Origin of the sequence: Aliinostoc sp. HNIBRCY26 (assembly GCF_050235535.1) — a bacterium.
Taxonomy (GTDB): Bacteria; Cyanobacteriota; Cyanobacteriia; order Cyanobacteriales; family Nostocaceae; genus Trichormus.
Window position 1 is genome coordinate 5,352,930 of record NZ_CP189852.1, and the last position, 22,728, is coordinate 5,375,657.

The 22,728-nt window shown below is 40.5% G+C and carries 23 protein-coding genes; 13 read left to right on the top strand and 10 right to left on the bottom strand.

The genetic code is table 11. From position 1 onward, the window contains the following. Positions 1 to 56 precede the first annotated feature (56 nt). Positions 57 to 1,496: a Fe-S cluster assembly protein SufB gene (sufB, locus tag ACQFX9_RS22725; RefSeq protein WP_427158702.1), complete on the bottom strand. Its 1,440-nt coding sequence runs from the start codon at positions 1,494 to 1,496 to the stop codon at positions 57 to 59. A 226-nt stretch (positions 1,497 to 1,722) separates the two neighbouring features. Between sufB and sufR the strand changes: the two genes are divergently transcribed. Together sufR and ACQFX9_RS22735 are read left to right on the top strand one after the other, a co-directional pair. Beyond that, positions 1,723 to 2,391, top strand: a complete 669-nt coding sequence (gene sufR / locus ACQFX9_RS22730; protein ID WP_427158703.1) for an iron-sulfur cluster biosynthesis transcriptional regulator SufR — start codon at positions 1,723 to 1,725, stop codon at positions 2,389 to 2,391. 269 nt (positions 2,392 to 2,660) lie between these two features. After that, positions 2,661 to 2,921 (top strand): hypothetical protein, encoded by a 261-nt coding sequence (locus tag ACQFX9_RS22735; RefSeq protein WP_236143517.1) that lies wholly within the window; start codon positions 2,661 to 2,663, stop codon positions 2,919 to 2,921. 17 nt (positions 2,922 to 2,938) lie between these two features. Here ACQFX9_RS22735 and ACQFX9_RS22740 read toward each other — a convergent pair whose 3' ends face one another. From ACQFX9_RS22740 to ACQFX9_RS22750, 3 genes are all read right to left on the bottom strand, one after another. Next, a complete protein-coding gene (locus ACQFX9_RS22740; protein ID WP_427158705.1) occupies positions 2,939 to 3,931 on the bottom strand; it encodes a glycosyltransferase family 2 protein in 993 nt (330 codons plus the stop codon). 312 nt (positions 3,932 to 4,243) lie between these two features. After that, entirely contained in the window at positions 4,244 to 4,888 is a 645-nt protein-coding gene (locus ACQFX9_RS22745) for a hypothetical protein (protein ID WP_427158707.1), read from the bottom strand. Between the two features lie 655 nt (positions 4,889 to 5,543). Then, positions 5,544 to 5,870 (bottom strand): YbjQ family protein, encoded by a 327-nt coding sequence (locus ACQFX9_RS22750; protein ID WP_427162976.1) that lies wholly within the window; start codon positions 5,868 to 5,870, stop codon positions 5,544 to 5,546. A gap of 512 nt (positions 5,871 to 6,382) precedes the next feature. Between ACQFX9_RS22750 and ACQFX9_RS22755 the strand changes: the two genes are divergently transcribed. Further along, positions 6,383 to 7,063 carry a tetratricopeptide repeat protein gene (locus ACQFX9_RS22755; protein ID WP_427162977.1) on the top strand — a complete coding sequence of 227 codons (681 nt, stop codon included), beginning with the start codon at positions 6,383 to 6,385 and terminating at the stop codon, positions 7,061 to 7,063. A 1-nt stretch (position 7,064) separates the two neighbouring features. Here the strand turns inward: ACQFX9_RS22755 and ACQFX9_RS22760 are convergent, their stop codons facing one another. After that, entirely contained in the window at positions 7,065 to 7,967 is a 903-nt protein-coding gene (locus ACQFX9_RS22760; RefSeq protein WP_427158708.1) for an ABC transporter ATP-binding protein, read from the bottom strand. Between the two features lie 115 nt (positions 7,968 to 8,082). On the opposite strand from ACQFX9_RS22760, the gene ACQFX9_RS22765 reads away from it, so the two are divergent. Next, complete coding sequence (locus tag ACQFX9_RS22765; protein ID WP_427158710.1) at positions 8,083 to 8,835, top strand: hypothetical protein; 753 nt, start codon at positions 8,083 to 8,085, stop codon at positions 8,833 to 8,835. A gap of 3 nt (positions 8,836 to 8,838) precedes the next feature. Further along, entirely contained in the window at positions 8,839 to 9,510 is a 672-nt protein-coding gene (locus ACQFX9_RS22770) for a DUF4231 domain-containing protein (RefSeq protein WP_427158711.1), read from the top strand. Positions 9,511 to 9,624: 114 nt separating this feature from the next. Here ACQFX9_RS22770 and ACQFX9_RS22775 read toward each other — a convergent pair whose 3' ends face one another. Together ACQFX9_RS22775 and tsaB are read right to left on the bottom strand one after the other, a co-directional pair. Next, positions 9,625 to 10,668: a DUF6709 family protein gene (locus ACQFX9_RS22775; protein ID WP_427158713.1), complete on the bottom strand. Its 1,044-nt coding sequence runs from the start codon at positions 10,666 to 10,668 to the stop codon at positions 9,625 to 9,627. A gap of 137 nt (positions 10,669 to 10,805) precedes the next feature. After that, complete coding sequence (gene tsaB / locus ACQFX9_RS22780; protein ID WP_427162978.1) at positions 10,806 to 11,459, bottom strand: tRNA (adenosine(37)-N6)-threonylcarbamoyltransferase complex dimerization subunit type 1 TsaB; 654 nt, start codon at positions 11,457 to 11,459, stop codon at positions 10,806 to 10,808. A 281-nt stretch (positions 11,460 to 11,740) separates the two neighbouring features. Here tsaB and ACQFX9_RS22785 point away from each other — a divergent pair, with 281 nt between their 5' ends. Further along, positions 11,741 to 11,863, top strand: a complete 123-nt coding sequence (locus ACQFX9_RS22785; protein WP_427162979.1) for a hypothetical protein — start codon at positions 11,741 to 11,743, stop codon at positions 11,861 to 11,863. Between the two features lie 307 nt (positions 11,864 to 12,170). Beyond that, positions 12,171 to 14,171 (top strand): ATP-binding response regulator, encoded by a 2,001-nt coding sequence (locus ACQFX9_RS22790; RefSeq protein WP_427158714.1) that lies wholly within the window; start codon positions 12,171 to 12,173, stop codon positions 14,169 to 14,171. Here ACQFX9_RS22790 and ACQFX9_RS22795 read toward each other — a convergent pair. Beyond that, positions 14,119 to 14,445: a hypothetical protein gene (locus tag ACQFX9_RS22795; protein ID WP_427158715.1), complete on the bottom strand. Its 327-nt coding sequence runs from the start codon at positions 14,443 to 14,445 to the stop codon at positions 14,119 to 14,121. The two genes, ACQFX9_RS22790 and ACQFX9_RS22795, sit on opposite strands and share 53 nt — an antisense overlap. Positions 14,446 to 14,758: 313 nt before the next feature. Between ACQFX9_RS22795 and ACQFX9_RS22800 the strand changes: the two genes are divergently transcribed. From ACQFX9_RS22800 to ACQFX9_RS22825, 6 genes are all read left to right on the top strand, one after another. Then, positions 14,759 to 15,055 carry a hypothetical protein gene (locus tag ACQFX9_RS22800; protein ID WP_427158716.1) on the top strand — a complete coding sequence of 99 codons (297 nt, stop codon included), beginning with the start codon at positions 14,759 to 14,761 and terminating at the stop codon, positions 15,053 to 15,055. A gap of 127 nt (positions 15,056 to 15,182) precedes the next feature. Next, on the top strand, positions 15,183 to 16,205 hold the full coding sequence (locus ACQFX9_RS22805; protein WP_427158718.1) for a S66 peptidase family protein: 1,023 nt from the start codon (positions 15,183 to 15,185) through the stop codon (positions 16,203 to 16,205). 302 nt (positions 16,206 to 16,507) lie between these two features. Further along, a complete protein-coding gene (locus tag ACQFX9_RS22810) occupies positions 16,508 to 17,446 on the top strand; it encodes a M23 family metallopeptidase (RefSeq protein ID WP_427158719.1) in 939 nt (312 codons plus the stop codon). A 123-nt stretch (positions 17,447 to 17,569) separates the two neighbouring features. Continuing rightward, the gene (locus ACQFX9_RS22815) at positions 17,570 to 18,112 is read left to right on the top strand and encodes a late competence development ComFB family protein (RefSeq protein ID WP_236143507.1); all 543 of its coding nucleotides are present in this window, start codon (positions 17,570 to 17,572) and stop codon (positions 18,110 to 18,112) included. 419 nt (positions 18,113 to 18,531) lie between these two features. Then, positions 18,532 to 18,879 carry a hypothetical protein gene (locus ACQFX9_RS22820; RefSeq protein ID WP_427158721.1) on the top strand — a complete coding sequence of 116 codons (348 nt, stop codon included), beginning with the start codon at positions 18,532 to 18,534 and terminating at the stop codon, positions 18,877 to 18,879. Between the two features lie 26 nt (positions 18,880 to 18,905). Beyond that, a complete protein-coding gene (locus tag ACQFX9_RS22825) occupies positions 18,906 to 19,055 on the top strand; it encodes a hypothetical protein (RefSeq protein ID WP_427158722.1) in 150 nt (49 codons plus the stop codon). Between the two features lie 22 nt (positions 19,056 to 19,077). On the opposite strand, the gene ACQFX9_RS22830 is transcribed toward ACQFX9_RS22825, so the two are convergent. Together ACQFX9_RS22830 and ACQFX9_RS22835 are read right to left on the bottom strand one after the other, a co-directional pair. Continuing rightward, positions 19,078 to 19,581 (bottom strand): FHA domain-containing protein, encoded by a 504-nt coding sequence (locus ACQFX9_RS22830; protein ID WP_427158724.1) that lies wholly within the window; start codon positions 19,579 to 19,581, stop codon positions 19,078 to 19,080. 182 nt (positions 19,582 to 19,763) lie between these two features. Beyond that, positions 19,764 to 22,253, bottom strand: coding sequence for a heavy metal translocating P-type ATPase (locus ACQFX9_RS22835; RefSeq protein ID WP_427158725.1), 2,490 nt, complete (start codon positions 22,251 to 22,253; stop codon positions 19,764 to 19,766). Positions 22,254 to 22,728: the final 475 nt, after the last annotated feature.

Consider the following 22,728-nt stretch of genomic DNA (forward strand, 5'->3'; position numbering starts at 1 on the left):
CTTAAATTTTTTGGTTCGTAGTAGGTGCTTCAGCACCTTTTGGTATACTACAAGCCTTAACCCACGCTACCTTCTAGTTTCAGGCTCAACAACTTATCAGCTTCTACTGCAAATTCCATAGGTAGCTGATTAAACACATCCTTACAGAAGCCGCTAATCATCATTGAAATTGCGTCTTCCGCCGAAATTCCCCGTTGAGCAAAGTAAAATAACTGATCTTCCCCAATCTTGGAAGTAGAAGCTTCATGCTCCACCTTGCCAGTATTATTCAGCACTTGAATATAGGGAAAAGTATTCGCGTGAGCATTATCCCCAATCAGCATCGAGTCGCACTGAGAATAATTTCGCGCCCCTTCTGCCTTGGGATTAATTTTTACCAAACCCCGGTAACTATTACTGGATTTACCTGCGGAAATACCCTTAGAAATAATGGTGCTGCGGGTATTTTTGCCGATGTGAATCATCTTTGTTCCGGTGTCGGCTTGCTGCATATTGTTAGTTAACGCCACCGAGTAAAATTCACCGACGGAGTTATCGCCCACTAACACACAGCTAGGATACTTCCAAGTAATCGCTGAACCAGTTTCTACCTGTGTCCAGGAAATTTTGGAGTTTACACCTTGACACAAACCGCGCTTGGTAACGAAGTTGTAAATCCCGCCTTTACCGTTAGCATCACCGGCGTACCAGTTTTGTACGGTAGAGTATTTAATTTCCGCGTTATCCAGGGCGACGAGTTCCACTACAGCCGCGTGTAATTGGTTGCTGTCGTACATCGGCGCGGTGCAACCTTCTAAATAGGAAACATAGCTACCTTCTTCAGCCACAATCAAAGTCCGCTCAAATTGCCCTGTATCGCCGGAGTTGATGCGGAAGTAGGTAGACAGTTCCATCGGGCATTTTACGCCTTTGGGAATATAGACAAAAGAACCATCACTAAAAACTGCCGCATTCAGGGCGGCAAAATAGTTATCAGCAATGGGGACAACGCTACCCAGATATTTTTTGATCAGTTCTGGGTGTTCCCGCAATGCTTCAGAAATTGAGCAGAAGATTACGCCGTCTTTAGCGAGTTTTTCTTTGAAGGTGGTAGCCACGGAAACGCTGTCAAAAATCGCGTCTACAGCGACGTTTGCCAATCGTTTCTGCTCAGATAGGGGAATACCCAATTTCTCGAAAGTTTCTAGGAGGGTGGGATCTACTTCCTCTAAGCTGTTGAGCTTTTCTTTCTTTTGCTTAGGCGCGGAATAATAGATGATATCCTGATAATCAATAGGTGGATAGGTGACGCTTGGCCAAGTCGGCTCGGTCATTTTTAGCCACTGGCGGTAAGCTTTGAGGCGAAATTCCAGCATAAACTCCGGCTCTTCTTTTTTAGCGGAGATTAAGCGGATGATGTCCTCGTTTAGTCCACGCGGAATGGTGTCGGTTTCAATGTCAGTGACGAAACCGTACTTGTAGGGCTGGTTGACTAAGGTTTTGACAGTAGCACTCATCGCTAGTGGTCTCTTATGTTCAGGAAGTAGTGGTTCTCTTTAAGGATGGAGACGGGTGAAGCTGGGTTGCTTCCCATCTTGTCTAACTGAGTAGTTAAACGGCTGTTACAATATAGATATAGACTAAAACAACAATCGTGTTGTTTAATGTAATTTCATTTTACGCTAGATTAACAACAACAATGTTGTCAAAGTCAAATTTTCTCAAAAAATTTTTTGGACTAAGATGGCGACTACTCAACAGTCCTCAACTAAGCAAGAGATCCTAGAGTATCTCCTCAAGCATTCCCAAGCCACAGCCCTTGACTTGGCGGAAATTTTGGATGTCAGCCCCCAAGCGATTCGTCGCCATCTCAAAGATTTGGAGATGGAGGAGCTAATTATCTATTCCACCACAGTACAGGCTGGGATGGGGCGACCACAGCACGTTTATGAATTGAGTCGCCAGGGAAGGGAACGCCTGCATAAATCAGCTAGCGATCGCCACGGTGATTTTGCCGTTTCGCTCCTTGATACGTTAGCGGAAACGGTAGGACAAGACCAATTTAAGACCATCTTACAAAAACAATGGGAACGCAAAGCCCAAGAATACCGCGATCGCGTTGGTAACGGTTCACTCGAAGAACGGGTAGCGAATTTAGTTGAACTGCGAAAAGCCGAAGGTTTCATGGCGGAATATCACCCTGTTAATTCTCCTCACCCCAGAGAGGAGCAAAGGTTTATTTTCATGGAACACAACTGTGCAATTTCTAATGTGGCGGAGTCATTCCCCAGTGTGTGCGGCCATGAACTAGAAATGTTTGCGGCTGTTTTGCCAGACTGTACAGTGGAGCGTACCCACTGGCTAATCAACGGCGAACATCGTTGCGGCTATCTAGTGCAAGCTCGTAAATAAGCAGGGGAGCAGGGAGCAGGGGAGCAGAGGAGACAGTTTTTAGCTTGTATTGACAATGACAATAATGTAACTTTTAGGTGGAGAAACTAAAAAAATCAAATATGCAAATTAGTTTTCACAGCTAGTTTAGGTCATCCATCCCAACCAATTGGTAAAGGCTTTTACCAATGCTCGGATCATATCATCCAAAGCTAACTTTTAAGCTCTTACACCTACTGCGGTTCGGTTTCTCAATTTTGAATTTTGAATTTTGAATTTTGAATTGTTCTATGGATTTACCATCACAACAACCATCAACTCAATTTCTCAGCTTAGAAGAGTCAGAGAAAGTAGACGCAGCCCTGTTATCATCGCCAGAAAAATTTTTAACTCGCCTGACTATTTCTTCTTTGAAACTCTTAAAACACATCGCCCAAGAATATGGCGTGGCAATTGAAGATTTAACTACACAACAAGTAATTGCTTGGTTTGAAAAAGATGGGAAGGTAAGAAGGGAAGAAGGTTTAGAATCTGCCTATTTAAAGTGGTAATATGTTGAGCGATAACTTTAAATTTTTTGCTGCTTATGCTTCACGAATAAGCGGTTAAGCATACTTTCCACAAATTCACGGAATTTCATATATCTTGGAGAATGCAAATTCCACGATAAAAGATTTAACAAAAATTCTTGTATCGGCTGTAGCGGCATTAATCGATGACGATTCGCCCAATTATAACCTACAGTCATGAATCTAGCTTCAGGAGCTAAATTCCACTTTTTCTGAAAATAATTTAAAGAAGCTTTATTCCACTGATCACTCCAACGTAGGAGAAAATAACGTAAATCATACCACTTTAACGGTATTGGAAATACATAGATAACAATGCTATTGGGTGCAAAATAAATAGCTCCATCCATTGCACGCACCGATAAGCAAAAATCAGATTCTTCTCCTAAACTAAAGATGTTTTCATCAAAACCACCCATCTGTTTTAAAACATCTGTTTGCACTAAAAAGCAATGAAATTCTATCAACTGAGTCGGTGATTGTTGGAGTTGAGATTTAACAGCAGGTAACAAATTCTTGGCAAAGCAACGTTGTTCACGTAAGTTTCTTTTTCCCTCTTGTTCTTGAAATTCACAAATACCACCAGCCATGTGAATATTCTGGTTGTCTAGTTTTCCATGTATTCCATCTAAATAAAGTGGCCCCACCACCCATGCTGCTGTTTCTTGGGCGCACTGTACTAGATTTTCCAACCAATTTGCTGTTACTTGGACATCATTATCAATAAATACTACATATTTTGTATCAACATAACTTAAGCCTAGATTACGTGCTTGATTGGGAGATAAATACTTTTCCTGACGGATTAATTGAAACCCTTTTACTTGGGATTGTACTTCTAAATATTGCTTAATTGGTTGGGGTGAATTGCCATCAATGTAAATCAATTTAAAGGGAATATTAGTATGTTGATAAATGCCTTCTAAGGAAAATTGCGTATAACTAAATCTCTCACGTTGTACAACAACGATAGTAACTTCTGGTATTAACATTTAAATTCAGTATTTTCTGTGTAGTATACTTCCTCAATATATAGTGTCTAAACAGAAAGATTATGAACTTACGACTTAATTAGTATAAAAATATGATGTATTACGTAAGTGTAACAAATGACTAGAGATTTCTGTCATGCAAGGATGAGAGGGATAGCAGTCTTTTTGGCTTTTTCCATAAAGGTTGTATCAAAAATAATTGGCGTGCTTTTCCTGAACTTTAGTCGTCTCCAGTTAATATTTGATAACAAAAACTCGTTACTAGCTATCACTAAGTAACGAGTATAGATATAGGTTGTTTGTGTTGAATTATTAAGTGTGATGATAGCCATTGGTTCGGGGACTACGAACTCCTAAAGCTGCACCCATCAAAGCTGCGGCTAAACCTAACAAAGAACCAAGAACAAACCACCACAAAGCTTTAGAAGTAGCAGAAGCAATATCGCGAGCTTGTTCAGGGGTTAATTGAGGAACGTTTTGGGGTAAAGATGCACCTCCTGGCTGTTGTACCTGATTGATAACTGCTCCAGCATTGCTTGCCGCAACACCAAAAGCACCAGATACGCCACTTGCTAATAGCCAAGAACTCAAAGCCAAAGTAGTCGCCCACAAAATTGCACCGTTGAGGAGGGCTGTATTACGGTTCATGGGGCCACAAGCGCGACTTGTCACCCAACCCCCCACAAAGAGAGAAATTAATAAAGCAATAGTTGACCAAATCCCTATATTGTTAGCAACTCCGGGGGTGATGCTTCTTGGCGCACCCGAACCTGCAATTGTACCGGCTCCAATAGCTGCAAATAAAGAACTCAATATTAACTGTGTAGCTAAAGCCACCAACACACCTGAAATAATCGGCCCCCAGCGCACACGATCATGATATTCACCGACTCTACTGGCTATGACTCCAGGCTCAGGCTGAACGACATCATCACCTACGCGATTTATGTATGACATAATCTACATTCTCCCTTGCTGTTTTATCGAGCAAAGTATTTTCAAGTTAGTTATTTTTATTGCTTACGTTTAAAATTAAATGGTGAATCTTTATTTTTAATATCTATCAGCAGAAAGAGTTATTAGCTCTATCGCCAGTAGTAACAAACAATTATGTTTATTTCCATAAATAAGTTTTATTATTGATAATTTTTAATTGCTTCAGTGCTTGTCTACTATTTTCATGATCATTTTTGTTTTTGCTTGTAAGTAGAACAACTGGAAGAAAACAAGCCATATTAAGCAATGTAAAATACTAAGTTTTAGTTTGTAGTAAGGACTTTAGTCCTTTTCTAAGAACTAAAGTTCTTACTACAAACCTTTAATTATTCACCTTATTCTACTTAAATCTTATGCAGCTTATTTGGCATTATTCACACACAATTTACTTCTTTTTCCACAAACTTATTAAGATAAATGCAACTGAGTTAACTAATATAAGCGAATTTAAATCTCTTTAGTAGTCAGGAATTACTAATCCAAAAAATCGCTTTTGACAGGTTGCTGGTTGTTCAAATCCCCGACTTTTTTAGCCGGGAATTTTGACTATGATAATTTGTGTAGCAGACGAATACGAGCAACTCTACTAAAAGCAATTCAGACAAAAAGACCTCAACTAACGTAATTTTACCGCCGTGCCTGTGGCAGTAATTAGTAATAACACTCCTGATTGATCAACATTAATAGTACCTGTGTCAATTTCAATGCCAATAACAGCGTTAGCTCCTAAACGCGCGGCTCGTTGTCCTAATTCTTCTATGGCTTTTTTTTGTCCTTGCTCAAATAGGCGTTCGTAACTACCAGTGCGTCCACCAATCACATCTCGAATACTAGCTAAAAAATCCCGCAGAAAATTACTGCCATAAACTACTTCTGCCGTCACAATACCTAAGTATGCGTCAATTACTCCGCCTTGAATCACATCAGTGGTAGTTAGAATCATCATTAAATCCTCATATATGGGATATTGGTTTGCATCTATGTATTATTACCATCGGTGTTTTCTATAACACACACTGTTATTTGCGTTACTGTCTACTGTAGGGGTGAATTTTAGCTAAAAAATAGCAACAAAATTATGAGAAATTTGGGAACGATCGCCAGAGAAATTTGATATATCCTTGAGTAATCCCCCGATGCTAGTATAGCAGTTGATTTTGCTAGAACATTGGTGTGACAAACTTGATGGCTGATTTCGCTTTTATTTATACCCAATAAAATATAACTGATTAAAGCAGATTTAATTGGAGCTTTGAATTGATTTATACAGTATATTTCATCGTCAAGTATTTATGATTAATCTACGTATAATTTCTAGATTTTGACAGATGGAATTGCTAAGTAATATACTGATTATTAATATTTTATGAAGGTAGACAAATACAGTTTTCAAAAAGTAAAATTTTTGTTTTAATGAACAAGAAAAAAGTTCACCATAATTTAGGGGATTTTACTGTGTACAAACGCATATCACTTATAGTGGGAATTTTATTGTTAGGATGTAGTGTTTGGAGTATGCCATCTGTAGCACAGGCGCAAACTTTGGTTGTGCAAGCTAATAGAGCAGAATTAAAGCCTCTTTTAGAGGAAGGAAAGCGACTGGTGGATGCTGGGGATTACAATGGGGCGATCGCAGTTTATCAACGAGCCGCCGCCATAGATAATCGCAATGCTAAAATCCACTCTGGTATAGGTTATCTCTACGCTCAACAAGGAAATTTTCAAGCAGCATTAACAGCATACCGTCGGGCGATCGCCATCGACTCCAACAACAGCGATTTTTACTACGCTGTCGGTTACATCAAAGGCAATATGGGTGATACTGCTGGAGCTAAGGAAGCCTATCGCCGCGCCATCCAACTCAACCGCAATCATATCAACGCTTACATAGGCTTAGGTGTGACCCAATCCCGTATGGGAGACTTTACAGCCGCTAATTGGGCTTTTGAGCAAGCACTTAGTATAGATAAAAACTATGCTCAAACCTATGAATTTATGGCTCTCATGTACAAACAACGCCGACAAACCAAACAAGCCAGCAGTGTATTGCAAAAAGCGCGTGACTTGTATCGGCGACGCAATGACGCTGATGGAGTAGCGAGAGTGGAAGCGATGTTACAAGAATTAGGCGGTTAAATCACTCTAATTCTCGTCCTGTAAGTTCAACAAAAATATCTTCTAAATTAGAAGGACGCACCATCATTCCCGTTTTATTTGTCTGTTGATCTAAATAACTATTGGCTTCTGCAAGAGAAGGGAAAAATAAATATTCCCAACGTCGCGCACTATCTGCTCCAGATGCGCTAACATCCAATTGCTTCATCACTAAACCTTCACCGTGAACCGAACGCAACTGTTGTAACGTGCCTAAAGAAATCAATTTACCTCCATCCATAATGCCGATACGTCCGGGTTGATTACAGCCAAAAGCATCACAGAGAAACTCGACCTCATCCATATAATGAGTTGTCAGTAATATCGTCATCCCCTGCTTATTTAAATCTCGAATCATCTCCCACAGTCGTCGCCTAGTTTGGGGGTCGAGTCCTACTGTGGGTTCATCTAAAAATAAAATTTGTGGTTGATGTAACAAAGCTCTCGCTATCTGTAATCTTCGTTTCATTCCTCCAGACAGGGTTTTTACCAAACTATCCCGTCTATTTGCTAGTTCTACATACTCCAACCATTGATTAATTAATTGCTGTCTTTGGGGATTAGCAATATGGCGTAATCTAGCGTACAACTCCAGATTTTCCCAGACAGTTAACTGTCCATCCACACTGATTGACTGTAATACTACGCCAATATTTTGTTTAGCTTGCATAGGTTGGCGCACCACATCATACCCAGCCACCTCTACCCGGCCTTGGGACGGTTTTGTTAATGTCGTCAACATCCTAATTGTGGTAGATTTTCCTGCACCGTTGGGGCCGAGGAGCGCGAAGATTTCTCCTGGTTTGATGGTGAAAGATAAATCATTAACTACAGGAACTTGATTGTAAAATTTGTAGACGTTTTCTAACAGAACAGCAGCAGTCATGAACAAATTGATGACACAGTTTCAATACATACACTACCATTCATTAGGGAATAGTAACTGGGGTTCAAGCTGGCACTCAGGAATTGATTCCTGATGTTGCTTGACAAACAGGGCTATGGAAAAACCTTTACAATTAAGCTTTAAAAATGGGCAAATAGCATCTGCTATTTATGTACAACAAATCACAGATTTACCCCAAGCTGTCGCCGCAATGGGTTTGCCGATGGCTCGTCCTTCGCTAGTAGTTGTAGGGGGTGCAAGCAGGATGAGTGAAGCAGATTTTCTGCAAATCCAACGCTTGTTTCGGGAGATTTTAGCTCCTATTGCTGAAAATTTGGGTGTTTATGTTGTCGATGGGGGTACTGATGCGGGAGTAATGCGCCTCATGGGTGAAGCACGTACCCAAATCGGAGGGAAATTTGCTTTAGTGGGTGTTGCACCTGCAAGTAAAGTTGCTTTACCCGATTGTTTAGAACCATCTGCTGATGCTACACCCTTAGAACCAAACCACAATTATTTTGTGTTAGTTCCTGGTAACAATTGGGGTGATGAATCTCCTTGGTTAGCTCAATTAGCCACTGTTTTGGCTAATGGCGCACCTTCGTTAACTATATTGATCAATGGTGGTGAGATTACTTTTGAGGATGCTTGCCAGAATGTGAAGGCAAAAAGATTAGTGATTGTGGTGGGTGGTAGTGGTAGAACCGCAGATATGATCACTAGTGCCTTACATGGAGAAAAGACAGATTCTAGAGCTACGGAACTAGCTAAATCTGGTATGATACACTACGTTAATTTATTTGATTCCACAAGAGGATTTGAGAGTTTAGCCGCAATAATGAAGAGTGTGCTGTCTACCTCAAAATGAAAAATGGCGAAGCAAAAAGATACTTACCAGGAATTTTTAAAGCAAGATTTTAATCAGTTATTTGAAATTATTAAACTGCGCGATGAGCAGAGACATTTTTTGCGATCGCGCTGGTTAGATCAAATCCTCTGGATGGAAGGTAAAGCCAATCAAGCACGCGATCGCTACTATAAATTAAGAATCACCACCATTATTGGCGGGATAATTCTTCCTGCTTTGGTGAGTATCAATAGTATTAATAATCCCTCTCTAGGCAATAATAAAAATTTTCCTCTCAAAGAAATTATTGTTTGGTCAACTTTTGGTTTAAGTCAAGTAGTAGCAATTAGTGCTGCGGTGGAAGAATTCTTTCATTACGGAGAACGTTGGCGGCATTATCGTCGCACAGTTGAATCTTTAAAAACCCAAGGCTGGCAATTTTCTCAACTGGCAGGAATTTATCATCAATATCCCAACCATGAGCAGGCATTTAACACTTTTGCTAGTCAAGTAGAAGATATCATCCAACGAGATGTAGAGATATATTCTACTCAAGTTGTGCAAGAAAAAACAGACGAAAAACAGCAACAAATGCCAGAAAATATCCAGACACCGCAGACAAACAAGATTAATTCAGCAACACAAGAAGAGGAAACAGTCAATCCAGAAAATGATAGCAATGCTAACATTCAATAGCAGTCTAATTAGAACAACTTGACTCTAGTTCGTAGTAAGGACTTTAGTCCTGATTTGTTCGCGTAGCATCTCGTAGAGAGAACTAAAGTTCCCACTACAAACCCTAAATTATAGCTAATTACTAATTTCTTGCCGCTTCATATCAACGAACTCAATCATTTGAGAGAAATTTTTCTGCCATACATCTTGCAACTCCTGACTATATCCCGCTACAACCCACGGTACATAGTTAATGACTTGTTCAATAATACTATTGACTTCCTGCTCTTTACAAGGAATTTCCAATAGTCTTCCTTGACGATTATAAATAACTACTGCATAAGTTTTACCGACGGGAATAAAGTATTTATAATGAGTGGTCACGCTTTTATATATCCAAACAATCTCATTTAAATTGAGTATTTCTAACCCAAAGAAATGAGACCTTAGTATCCAAGAAGGTGTAATTTGGGCAGGACCAATAGTAGATTTATCACCTGCTATCTGTAATTCAGAATCTATTTTAAATGCCACCTCATTCGGAGAACCAAACCTTTTTAAATCATTCATAATTGGATGATTCTCTATGTTCTCCTTCCTTTTAACTACGTTAAATAAATTCCACACTCCCAACAGGAAAAGAGGAATTCCTACACCTAGTCCTATATATCCAGAGTTCCGAAAATTCGTAGCATCCAGCATTAAAGGTAGAAAAACGCCACGCAAAGCCGGAAATTCGGCTTCGGCTTCATTGACAATTTTTTCACGAGCATCATTTGGTAAAGTTATCAATGCACCAGTAAATTCCTTAGAATCGTTAGCATTAGGTGTTTTAACTAGGAGTAATTTTTGTTCAATCACTAAAGCCAAATAATGTGCTTTGACTGTCTCGTTTTTAGTCTCTCCTGTAGATTTACTCACCTCTCTTTCTACTTCCTGAACACCAGTATTTAAAGATTCACTACCACGAATTTTGAAGAAATACTGTAATCTACCGTCTGGTGTGGTGTTGGATAAAAGTGTCTGATTATCTATAGGAAAAGGCCCAAAGAAGAAGTTGTATAAATATCGCCTATTCATCCCAGCTGTAGCAATCACAGATAAGACTAAACAGATGTTGACAGCCAAAAGATTGCGATTGCTGCGCTGAATGTGTTTATAAATTCCTGTATTTTGCATAGTTGTCAATTATGGAACATCGTGATTTTGAACTGACGTAGGAATTTATAAACTAACCTAAAATAAATTATGATGGCATATAATTATACAAAAATTTGCTAAATCTAGTATAATTACTGGCAAGATATCTGGCTAAGTTAAACTACTGGATGCTGACCGTAGTAAGGTAAAGTTTCTGACCAATGAGGACGCTGTCCTAGTTGCCAATCAAAATGAGCTAGTTGTAAAATACTCGTCACCGTAGCTGCTAACCCAGATTTAGCTGTAACCAGCTGATAGTCAGTTTCCCAGTTAGCAAGGGTTTCTTGCCATGCTTCTGGTGTCAATACCGTATCAGGTAATAAATTGATTAAGCCGGAATTCTGGGAAGCAACTTGATAAATCGCGCCAAAAACCTGTCCCCGTTGGGCTGGCATTTCTACGGCGATCGCTTTACCTTCCTGATGTTTGCTACCATAAGACCAGGCTACTGCTGCTAAAGTAGACACCCCCAACACCGGAATATCTAATTGTTGCCCCAAAGTGCGAGCCAGAACCAACCCAATTCGAGTTCCCGTAAAGCCTCCAGGCCCTTTAGCCACCGCCACAAATGCCAAATCTTGCCATGTTTGTGGTTTGATGAATTCTAGTAAATATTGATGTACATAACTAGATAAATCACGCCCTAAATCCCAAATCTGAAAACGAGTATTGCCAGCGAAATTACTAATGGCTAAACCTAGTTGGGGTGTAGTTGTGTGCAGTGATAAACCGTACTTCGCCAATGTTAAGTTTTCTAATTGTGTAATCAAAGCCAATTAATCTACTATTTGTTCTAAAGTTTACAACACATACTTATTTAACTACATCATATTTGCCTACACATCTTGTTTGCAAGCATTAAGGTAGTATTGCCAATAAAAATAGCTATTTTGAAACAAAATTATACTTTCAGGTAAAGTATATACTCACAAAAATATTAACTTTAGTTAAATTATATGTTCATGAAAGAATAATTTAGCTAATACTTAAAATCTATCTACAAAATTAACCATAATATATACAACCAAGTCAAAGAGTCATCAACATAGCTCTGCAATTAGCCAGAAGTTTAGCTCCATTACATCAAAATCATATCATTCATCAAGATATTCAGCCTCACAACATCTTGATTAATCACCAAACATATCAAGTTAAAATTCTGGTTTTAGTCTAATATCTCATCTATCAAAACAAAATGATTATGTTTATAACTCTCATTTATTATTAGGGGTATACCCCTGGGTGACAACTGGCGGCTACCAAATCCATCGTCTGATGAATTAACAGTTTTGCTAGATTTAGCAATGCAGGGTAATCTAAGAGCTATTGCTCAAAGAGTTGAACAACTAGAGGAATTAGACAAAAAACTAATTCCATTTGCTATTATTTACGTCAACTTGTCAAAGCTTTTAAAGGCAAGCAAATTGTAGATTTTTTTAAACAATTTTAAACTTTTTTTAAAAATTAAACATACCAAATATATGCCTAGTGATTCACTTGATCAAGGTGTCATCCTCATAGTTGATGACACTCCCATCAATTTAGAAATACTGTTTGATGTTCTAGCCAATGCTGGATATACAGTATTAGTTGCAGAAGACGGTGAAAGTGCTTTAGCAAGGGCTGAATATGCTTCACCTGATTTGATTCTTTTAGATATTCTTATGCCCGGAATAGATGGCTTTGAAACTTGTCACCGCTTGAAGAAAAATGAATTAACTAAAGATATTCCGGTTATTTTTATGACTGCCCTTTCAGAAATAGGAGAAAAAGTTAAAGGCTTAAATCTAGGTGCAGTAGACTACATCACCAAACCATTACAACACGAAGAAGTATTAGCTCGTGTAAAAATTCACCTCAAACTATGTAATCTGACAAAACAACTAAAAGGACAAAATCAACTTTTAGCCGATGAAATTCAAGAGCGAATCCAAGCAGAAAATAAATTAAGAGAACAAGCAGCTTTATTAGATAAAATCACCGATGCTGTGCTGGTAATAGACTTAAATCAGCATATATGTTTCTGGAATCAGGGGGCAGAAAATTTATATGGCTGGCAATCTCAAGAAGTAATTGGTAAAAATGTTAGTCAATTAATATATGCACAAGAACATTTTCCTCAATTGCAGCATATCATTGATAGTCTAGCCACGGATGATTCTTGGCAAGGTGAACTGCATCAAGTAACTCAACAAGGCAAAAAAATTATTGTTGCTAGTCGTTGGAATGTGATGCGCGATCCAAATGGAATCCCGCAATCAATTCTGACAGTTAACACTGATATTACAGAGAAAAAGCAACTGGAAAGTCAGTTTCTCCGCGCTCAAAGATTAGAGAGTATTGGCACATTAGCGGGTGGTATTGCTCACGATTTAAATAATATCCTGACCCCGATTTTAACAGCTGTCCAACTATTACAAATCAAACTTCCCGATGTTGACGATCGCTCTCAACGAATGTTTCAAACTATCGAGTCTAATGCTAAACGTGGTGCAGCCTTAGTTAAGCAAGTATTGCAGTTTACCCGTGGTGTTGAAGGGAAGCGCACAATTGTGCAAATTAACTATTTGTTTTCCGAAATTAACCAAATTGTCCAAGAAACATTTCCCAAATCGATTAAATTTTCGACAAAAATTCAACCAGAACTTTGGACAGTCATTGGTGATGCTACTAATTTACATCAGGTACTCATGAATTTAGTAGTTAATGCCCGTGATGCCATGCCAAAAGGTGGTAATTTAAGCCTGTGTGCAGAAAATTTATTTATTGATGAACACTATGCCCGTATGAATATTGATGCTAATGTCGGTTCTTACATCGTCATTTCTATCACAGATACGGGTATAGGCATAGAACCAGAAATTCTCGATAGAATATTTGAGCCATTTTTCACCACTAAAGATGTAGGTAAAGGTACAGGACTAGGATTATCAACTGTACAAGGTATTATCAAAAGTCATCATGGTTTTATTAAAGTTAATAGCGAACAGGGGAAAGGTACACAATTTAAAATATTTCTACCAGCAGTAGAAGCAGCAGTTAGCTCATTAACAGAAAACTTAGAACTATTTAAAGGTAACGGTGAATTAATTTTAGTTGTTGATGACGAAACCCAAATTCTCGAAACAACAGCCATCTCACTAGAAGCTTACAACTATCAAGTCTTGACTGCTAGTGATGGAGTAGAGGCGATCGCACTCTATACCCAACACCAAGATAAAATCAACCTAGTCCTCATAGACATGATGATGCCCGCTATGGATGGTAACGCCACAATTCAAGCCCTACAAAAAATCAATCCCCACGTCAAAATTGTGGCTGTCAGTGGTTTAGTAAATAGTCATCAACTAGCGAAAAATTTACCAGTTAAAAAATTACTTGCCAAACCATATACACAAAAAGAATTGTTAACAACATTACACAGTATACTTAACCTGGAATCAAAAAATACTGCCAAGAATTTGTTAAATAAGAGAGGTTAGGGACTGGGGACTGGGGATTGGGGACTGGGGACTGGGGACTGGGGACTGGTGACTGGTGACTGGGGAATTGTTTATTCTTCTCAACTTCCTTGTCTCCTTTGTCTACCTTGTCTCCCTTGTCTACCTTGTCTCCCTGCCCCCTGCCCCCTGCTGACAGGTGTAGGTTTTTGATGTGGGCATGAGTGGACACTCTCAAACAGAGTTCTAAACGTGGTTCAAATAACGAAATTTCGTTCTTAGGTAAAAAATCAAAGACTAAAATTTGAGTGTTCAACTAACGGAAAAACCCCATTTCAGCCACGTTTGTAAAATACCTACACCTGTCAGCCTGCCCCCTGCCCCTCTGCCTCTGACAGGTGTAGGTTTTTGATGTGGGCATGAGTGGACACTCTCAAACAGAGTTCTAAACGTGGTTCAAATAACGAAATTTCGTTCTTAGGTAAAAAATCAAAGACTAAAATTTGAGTGTTCAACTAACGGAAAAACCCCATTTCAGCCACGTTTGTAAAATACCTACACCTGTCAGCCCCTCTGCCTCCGCTACCTGCCTACAAAGCAATCGATTATTTTTTAGTTATAAGTCCCTAATGAGAGCCAAAATTGACAATCAAGTGCTGTTTTTATACCATGAAGACCTACCAGAGTTCAAAAAAGGCGGTTCCGTAGTCAGAAATTCCTATTTTTGGGCATTGCGTTCAATTGCTGGTCGTTCTACTCGTTACCGTGATTGGGAATATGAACCAGAAGTCTGGCTAGCACTAGCGAGAATGCTATCATCATTTGCCGAATCTGGATACTTAGGTTATCGAGAAACTATCTTAGAGTTTCCCCTCTCCCAAGGAGAAATTCCTGGTGTCTTGCGTGATGTTTCAACGTGGGAATAGGGATTGGTGATTGGGGACTGGGGACTGGGGACTGGGGAGACAAGGTAGGAGATGAGAACAACTGTTCCCTGTTTCCTGTTCCCTGTTCCCTGTTCTCTAATGACTAATAACTAATGACTATTGACTAATGACTAAAATTAAACGCCGTCAATTTTTGCAAACTTTTAGTTTAGCTACATTGGCTACCCAAATTCCTCAACTTACTGTTTATGGGCAATTGTCACCCAACGATATTATTAAACCGCCACGCTTGAAGGTGGGTGATACGGTGGGATTAGTCGCTCCGGCTGGGATTTTTGACCATAAATATATTGCAAAAGTACAGCAATATTTAACCCAATTAGGATTAAAAACCAAACAAGGTAAACATATTTTTGATCGCTACGGCTATTTAGCAGGGAAAGATAGCGATCGCGCCCAAGATTTAAATGATATGTTTGCAGATAATTCAGTCGCAGCTATTCTTGCTATCCGTGGCGGCTGGGGTTGTAATCGAATTTTACCTTTACTCAACTATCCCTTAATTCGCTCCCACGCAAAAATTCTTATGGGTTATAGCGATATCACTGCTTTATTGTTAGCTATTAATGCCCGTAGTCGAATTATGACTTTTCACGGCCCAGTCGCCACATCAACTTGGACTCCCTTTATGTTGGACTATCTCCAGCGCATTTTCTTTGATGCTCAAGCTGTTACACTCAAAAATACCAATTCTCCAGAAGGACAAGTACAAACCATCACACCAGGAAAAGCCAAAGGTAAACTTGTCGGTGGTAACTTATCAGTCTTGTGTGCAATGGTAGGTTCACCCTACTTACCCTCTTGGTACAACAGTATTTTGTTCGTAGAAGATACAAATGAAGACATCTACCGGGTAGACCGGATGTTAACACAGCTAAAAAACGCTGGTATACTCAACCAAATCGCTGGCTTTATTTTTGGTCAATGTAGTGATTGTAGCCTGGGTGATGAACCATCACTGACATTAATGCAGGTATTGCAAGACCACATCCTCCCTTTAGGAATTCCAGCTTGGTACGGGTCGATGATAGGTCACATTCAGGACAAATTTATTTTACCAGTGGGAACACGAGTAGAAATTGATGCCTCCTTGGGAACAATTGAGTTATTAGAAGCCGCCGTCTCATAAATTACAAAAACTATTTCTTCTGTTTCCCGTTCCCGATTCCCGATTCCCTGTTAAGAGTTCCCTTCCTACGCAAATGATTTTGCAAATCAAAGCGGATTGCTATAGTTAAATCAGAATATGTCAAGTTAATATAAGCATCGTTTGCAATTTCTAATATAGCGGTTAGTATAGTTGAGACACTAAGCAATTACTGAAAAAATATATTTTTTGAGCAAATTAAAGATTGGCTTTTGTTTAAGAAACACTAACTATCGTCAGCTAGTCTATTCTTTCACAGAAGTGAAGTATGGTTATTAATTGCTATGACTATTGCAGATTATCCCCGAACTTCTCAAAAAAATTTACTGTCTAGCAACATCAAAGGAGATACATCAAACAATCATCAACTGATCAATCTATTTATTGGCTTGTGTGCGGTTTTCCCTGTGAGTTTTTCCTTACCTGTCGCTGCTTTAGAAGTACAGATAAGTCCCGCTAAACCTCGCTTGGGAGATACTATATCTGTATTAATCAATGTAGATAATGCAGACAGTTCAACTACCCCAGAAGTAGTTGTGGGACAAAAAACTTATCCAGCTTACCCAATTGCAGCCAACCAATACCGTTCTTTTATCCCCACAACTCCCTTAGAAAAACCCGGTACTAGAACAGTCAAAGTTGTGGGTGATGGGAAAGTCAAAAACCTGGCTATCTGGGTAAGTAATCGGAAGTTTAATGTACAGCGTATTACCTTACCTCCTGGGAAATCTGCTGACGGGGCTACTGAATATGAACTCAATCGCGTAGCTGCTTTTAAAGCCCTACAAACACCGCAAAAGTTTTGGAATGGCAAATTTATTGCCCCAAACAAAGGACGACTCAGCACTCCTTATGGTGTACGTCGTTACTATAACGGTAAATTTGCCAATGATTACTACCATCGAGGTTTAGACTATGCTGGTGCAGCAGGTTCTCCTGTCATTGCCCCCGCCGCCGGTAAAGTGGCGTTAGTTGGTACAGTATCTCAGGGATTTCGGGTGCATGGAAATGTAGTTGGGGTTGATCACGGCCAAGGAGTTGTCAGTATTTTTATGCACCTTAGTCGTATCAATGTCAAAGAGGGTGATATAGTCAAGGCTGGACAGTTAATTGGTGCGGTTGGCTCAACAGGTGCGGCTACTGGGCCTCATTTACATTGGGGTTTGTATGTCAATGGACAGTCTGTTGATCCGACATCTTGGCGGACTCAAACTAAGGAATAGTAACAGCGTAACTCATCACTGTTGCTGTTAATTTAGTATATTTTTTGTCGATAATATAGGCAGCATAAGTTTGTTTAGTATCGTCCTTACCTTGCTTGGGTGGATTAAATTAAGATGAGCCTTATGAGTATTGAAAAAATTGTAGAACAAGCTCTCCAGGATGGTTATCTCACGCCAGCAATGGAAGCAGAAGTTGGACGTATCTGTGATAACGCCTCAGAACTCTCAATTGAAGAGTATATGGCGTTAGATAAATTGATGGGAGCATTATTAACTGGTGAGGTAGTGGCTGTACCTCGCAAACAATTTATCAACGTCATGGAAGAATTGGTGTTAACAGAAGCGATCGCTCGTGTGGCGGAAATTGAAGCCACTAGCGAAAGTTCCATCGATGTAGGTGACATCGCCGCCTACGCCCTCAACCGTCTCCCACCCCTATACGCCACCACGGAAGAAGGTGCTAATTACCAGCGTCAACGTGCTAGGGCTGAACTGCAAGAGTTAATCTCTCAGCAAGTCCATGAAGCTATTAACCGTAACCTTGTTCAGCCTAACGACAACAGAACCCCCATTCCCAGTAAAACTACTGGTAATGAGGTTTTACGTCAAGTTAGTAGTTTATTGCAAGTCTATGCACCTAGCTTTGAGCAGAAGTCTTCACTGTAGTCATTAGTCATTAGTTATTGGATTGGACAAATTGCCAAGTTCAATCTCCACATTTCCCCTTGCTTGGAGGGACGATACCACATAGCTTGCTTCTCCTTACATATCCCGATTTTGGATTTTAGATTTTGTGGAAAGTCTGTAGTTTACTTCCCGCATAGTGCGGGAATACTACCTATCCCAATTCGGTATCAGTCATGATTCACATGATATTTTAGGGGCTTGAGACAACACTACTCATCCCGATTTGGTATGACTCTTTCAGGGAAGCAAGCGACTCCTGTCAAAAGTTGACATTCAACTTTCAACATCATCTGCTTGATCAATAAACAGTATTTTTCTTTAATTAATCTATAAGTAGTTGCCGTTTCGTCACCTCAGTATTATACGATGGACGGAGTGTTGCAAGGTGTGGGGCTATTATGGCTCGCTATACGTGTTCATTTATTCTTGCTATTAACTTAGATAATCTTCAGCCCTTGATGCTCGACCTATTACAAAACTGTGATTTGGAGATTCAGTATTACTCGTCCGATTACATCTTGGCGCGTGAGATTCCTGGGAATGTCTCGGTTTCCCAACTAGTGAAAGCAGAAGTGCTAATTGATAAGTCAACGGCAACAGAGACGGAAACTCGTATGACAATTGTTGTCAAAAACGAAGAACTACCTCTGCGCCTAGAGAACCACTGCCGAAAAGTTTTTGATTTTCTTAAGAAAGAAATCGAGATTAGTCGCTACTGGCACTTAATTGAAAGTCTAGCAGGTTGAAAACTCCTTGCCAGGAAACGGCAAAGATGCTTCCTACACCCAACCCAGGAAGAACAGCCCAAATATTCCCCGACGCGATCGCGAAACGTGTCACAAACAAGCGTCTTGTTGGCGTAGCCTCTTATAGAGAAGGAAAGCACTCCGGCAGACATAGAGGTATAGGGAAAGACACCTGAAAATTGTTGTATGAGGAATGGTTTAAATTTCCTCCATATCCTCAGTCATACTGGGGTTAATCAGTGTAATATCATACTCACTAGCATCCGTTTGTCCAGAACGCTGAGTGTTTTTTAACAAATAATAGATGGCACGGACTTTAGGCCCAAACACAATTTCATCTTCATTTTGCAAATCATGGGCTGGCATTTTCCGCCCATTAATCATGAAGCCATTAGCACTAGGTCTCCCTTTGCCATCACCATCTACAATCCGGTAATAGTAGCTTTGAGAGTTATGCTGTCTGGGCAGTCTCACCAATGTGGCATGACGACGAGAGACAAATTGAGACACCAAACGGATATTTGAATCACGGTCTCTACCAATAGAGTAGATAGTATTTTCTAGGGTAAATTCTTTACGACCTTGATCATCTTCCAAAATGAGTAGATGACTTTCCTGGATTTCTGCTGCCATTGATAAACTGTTACCAAAATCGTGGAAATTTTGATTAGTTCTAATTTTGTGAGTATCGTTACCTATCATTCTCACCCACTACAGACTGTGATGTTGGATGTTTAGCATGACAACATAGCTGTACTGGCTAACACAAAGTAGAATACATAGATTTTACTCTGTGTTTACAGTTAGAATGAGACGCTTAACATCTACTTATCGATTTAGTTTAACCTGAGATGATGAAAACTACATTGATGTCGTAATGTTACCTAATAATGGGTAAAACGTCGTAATAATACGGAATTAGTGACCACGCTAACAGAACTAAAAGCCATAAGAGCCGCAGCACCAGAGGGACTGAGAACAAAACCCCAGTGTGGTAATAATACGCCGGCTGCCAAGGGAATACCGATGGTGTTGTAAGCAAATGCCCAAAATAAATTCTGACGAATTTTGTTGAAAGTGGCACGGCTCAGGGAAATTGCTTGTACCACATCACTTAAGCGATCGCTCATCAGCACAATTTGAGCAGTTTCCATTGCTACATCTGTACCGGAATGCAAAGCAATGCCGACATCAGCTTGAGATAATGCAGGTGCATCATTAATGCCATCACCAATCATGGCAATGGGATGTTGAGATTGGTTTTGGAGTTCTTGAATAACAGCAGCTTTCTTACTAGGGGGAACACCAGCGATCGCGTCATTTTGTTCTATACCTAATTTTTGGGCGATCGCACTGGCGGCTTCTGGGCGATCGCCACTCAAAAGCATCACCCGCAAACCCATGTGGCGTAACTGTTTGACGGTGCTATAAGCATCGGCTCTCAGGCTATCTTGCACCCCAATAACACCAGCCAAACTCCCAGCTACAGCCACACCCACAACAGTTTTACCCTCTGTCGCTAGCTGATTAGCTGTCTGTTGTGCAGCTTGATCAATGACAACTCCATGCCAACTCAACCATTCCCAGTTCCCTAACAGGACAGTTTCATCATTTACCAGTGCCGATACACCCAACCCTGGCTCAGTATGAAAATCTTTAGCCTCTGGAATCTCTAAATTTAAACGCTGTGCTTCCTGCTGAATAGCTTTAGCTAAGGGATGGTAAGTGCCACTTTCCACGGCGGCTGCTAGTTTTATTAGGGTATGGGGCAGAGAAGAGGAATTAGTGCAGGGCGCAGGGTGCAAGGGAGAGAAAGATTTCCCTATTTCTCCCTGCTCCCTGCCCCCTTGCTTCCATTCCCAATTGCCCAAGACAATACAATCGGTAACTTGAGGATTCCCTGTGGTGAGTGTACCGGTTTTATCAAAGACTACAGTGTTGAGTTTGTGGACTTTTTCTAAAACGTCGCCACCTTTGATTAATAAACCTTTTTCTGCACCTATGCCTGTACCAACTAAGATGGCTGTGGGTGTGGCGAGTCCTAAAGCACAGGGACAGGCGACAACCATAACGGCGATCGCGAGTTTTAAACTAATCAGCAGTGGAGAATAGGGGGTGGGGAGTGGAGAATGGTGAGCAGTGTGGGCGGCGTGACTCATAATTTCTATGCCACTGCTGATGGTGACATCAGGCCAAATATGAGTGCCGAAGCAGTACCAAAAAACAAAAGTCAAGGCTGAGGCGGTTAATACCCCGTAGGTAAAGTAGCCTGCTACGGTGTCGGCTAATTTCTGAACTGGGGCTTTGCGGGTTTGGGCTGCTTCTACTAGGGCGACGATGTGGGCTAAAGTAGTGTCAGCACCAGTACGGGTGGCTTGGATAGCGATCGCGCCTGATTGGTTAATTGTGCCTGCGGTGACTGTATCTCCTGGTTGTTTGATCACTGGCACAGATTCCCCAGTCAGCATCGCCTCATCTATGGTTGTCTGTCCAAAACGGATTTCCCCATCGACGGGGATTTTATCTCCTGGTAAAACTTGTATCCATTCCCCAACTTTGACTTGTTCGGCGGGAATTTCGACGGTGTTTGTTCCCAGGCTGAGATTTTCTGTGTCTGGGTTGGGGATCAATCTGGCTGTTTGGGGTTGGAGTGCTAGCAGTTGTCTAAAGGCGGCGGCGGCTTTACCTCTGGCTTGTTGTTCTAAGGTTCTTCCCAAGAGTATAAAACCCAGCATCATCACTGGTTCATCAAAAAAGCACTCCCAACCTAGTTGGGGAAAAAACAACGCCACTACACTGGCTGTATAGGCGGTGAGCGTTCCCAACCCTACTAAAGTATTCATGTTGGGTGCATTGCGTCGCCAACCCAACCAACCATCGATTAAAATCGGGCGACCAGGGATTAGTAATGTTAAGGTAGCTAAACCAAAATGCCACCAAATGTTATTCAGTGCGATTAATATGGGGCTACCGAAATTACCCAAATGTCCGATACCTGAAAACAACAATAACACCGCCGCGATCGCTAACTGCCCCCAAGCCGAACGCATTTGTTTGTGGTGTCGTTCTGTGGAATCTTGTAATGTGGATTTGCCTGCTACTTTGTCGCCAGCGTTGCGGGGTTGAGTAGGGAATCCGCTTGCAGTCAGTTTCTCGGCCAGTTTTTCTGGATCTACAGCACCAGTTTCCGACTCTACAACAGCTACCTCTGTAGCCAGATTCACACAAGCACTTACGACTCCTGGGTATTGAGTGAGTTGTCTTTCTACTGCACTCACACAACCACCACACTTCATACCCCCAACATCTAACAGAATTTTTTCTCTGGTTGGGGGTGTTTCTAGGTTAAGCTGAGTTTTCGGGACAAGTTGCATGGCAAGTGTTGAGATTCGCTATGGGAATTCTGAGGTTTATATAAAAGCATCTCCAATTTGAGGGTAGCGAAATCTGTAACTTTGACTCAATAGCCAAGACATTAAATTTTAGCCAGTAGAAGCGGTTTCTGTAAGATATTCACGCTCTCCAGCAGATATCTTGGTTAAATCCGCCCATACATTAGTCAGTAGTCACAGAGTTTCCCCCTCTATTCCTCCCACCAATCCCCCAAATTTTAGCAGTTGCGTAAATTAAAGCTACAAGCTGAATCGGGAGGAAAATAATCAAACTCTTCCAGAAATAGTGGATATCAACATTAGACATAGCACTAACGTATCTCATGCCTACTATTAAACATAGTATCCAAGTTAAATACTTACTTTTGTAATTCCACATACTGCCTATCCATAATCACAAACATCAAGATAACTATAGAAATTCGACTTAATGAGTAATGAGTAATGAGTAATGAGT

Excerpts from the sequence above, each read along its gene's own strand:
- sufB (WP_427158702.1), bottom strand. The coding sequence starts at position 1,496 with ATGAGTGCTACTGTCAAAACCTTAGTCAACCAGCCCTACAAGTACGGT.
- sufR (WP_427158703.1), top strand. The coding sequence starts at position 1,723 with ATGGCGACTACTCAACAGTCCTCAACTAAGCAAGAGATCCTAGAGTAT.
- ACQFX9_RS22735 (WP_236143517.1), top strand. The coding sequence starts at position 2,661 with ATGGATTTACCATCACAACAACCATCAACTCAATTTCTCAGCTTAGAA.
- ACQFX9_RS22740 (WP_427158705.1), bottom strand. The coding sequence starts at position 3,931 with ATGTTAATACCAGAAGTTACTATCGTTGTTGTACAACGTGAGAGATTT.
- ACQFX9_RS22745 (WP_427158707.1), bottom strand. The coding sequence starts at position 4,888 with ATGTCATACATAAATCGCGTAGGTGATGATGTCGTTCAGCCTGAGCCT.
- ACQFX9_RS22750 (WP_427162976.1), bottom strand. The coding sequence starts at position 5,870 with ATGATTCTAACTACCACTGATGTGATTCAAGGCGGAGTAATTGACGCA.
- ACQFX9_RS22760 (WP_427158708.1), bottom strand. The coding sequence starts at position 7,967 with ATGACTGCTGCTGTTCTGTTAGAAAACGTCTACAAATTTTACAATCAA.
- ACQFX9_RS22765 (WP_427158710.1), top strand. The coding sequence starts at position 8,083 with ATGGAAAAACCTTTACAATTAAGCTTTAAAAATGGGCAAATAGCATCT.
- ACQFX9_RS22770 (WP_427158711.1), top strand. The coding sequence starts at position 8,839 with ATGGCGAAGCAAAAAGATACTTACCAGGAATTTTTAAAGCAAGATTTT.
- ACQFX9_RS22775 (WP_427158713.1), bottom strand. The coding sequence starts at position 10,668 with ATGCAAAATACAGGAATTTATAAACACATTCAGCGCAGCAATCGCAAT.
- ACQFX9_RS22790 (WP_427158714.1), top strand. The coding sequence starts at position 12,171 with ATGCCTAGTGATTCACTTGATCAAGGTGTCATCCTCATAGTTGATGAC.
- ACQFX9_RS22800 (WP_427158716.1), top strand. The coding sequence starts at position 14,759 with ATGAGAGCCAAAATTGACAATCAAGTGCTGTTTTTATACCATGAAGAC.
- ACQFX9_RS22805 (WP_427158718.1), top strand. The coding sequence starts at position 15,183 with ATGACTAAAATTAAACGCCGTCAATTTTTGCAAACTTTTAGTTTAGCT.
- ACQFX9_RS22810 (WP_427158719.1), top strand. The coding sequence starts at position 16,508 with ATGACTATTGCAGATTATCCCCGAACTTCTCAAAAAAATTTACTGTCT.
- ACQFX9_RS22815 (WP_236143507.1), top strand. The coding sequence starts at position 17,570 with ATGAGTATTGAAAAAATTGTAGAACAAGCTCTCCAGGATGGTTATCTC.
- ACQFX9_RS22820 (WP_427158721.1), top strand. The coding sequence starts at position 18,532 with ATGGCTCGCTATACGTGTTCATTTATTCTTGCTATTAACTTAGATAAT.
- ACQFX9_RS22825 (WP_427158722.1), top strand. The coding sequence starts at position 18,906 with ATGCTTCCTACACCCAACCCAGGAAGAACAGCCCAAATATTCCCCGAC.
- ACQFX9_RS22830 (WP_427158724.1), bottom strand. The coding sequence starts at position 19,581 with ATGATAGGTAACGATACTCACAAAATTAGAACTAATCAAAATTTCCAC.
- ACQFX9_RS22835 (WP_427158725.1), bottom strand. The coding sequence starts at position 22,253 with ATGCAACTTGTCCCGAAAACTCAGCTTAACCTAGAAACACCCCCAACC.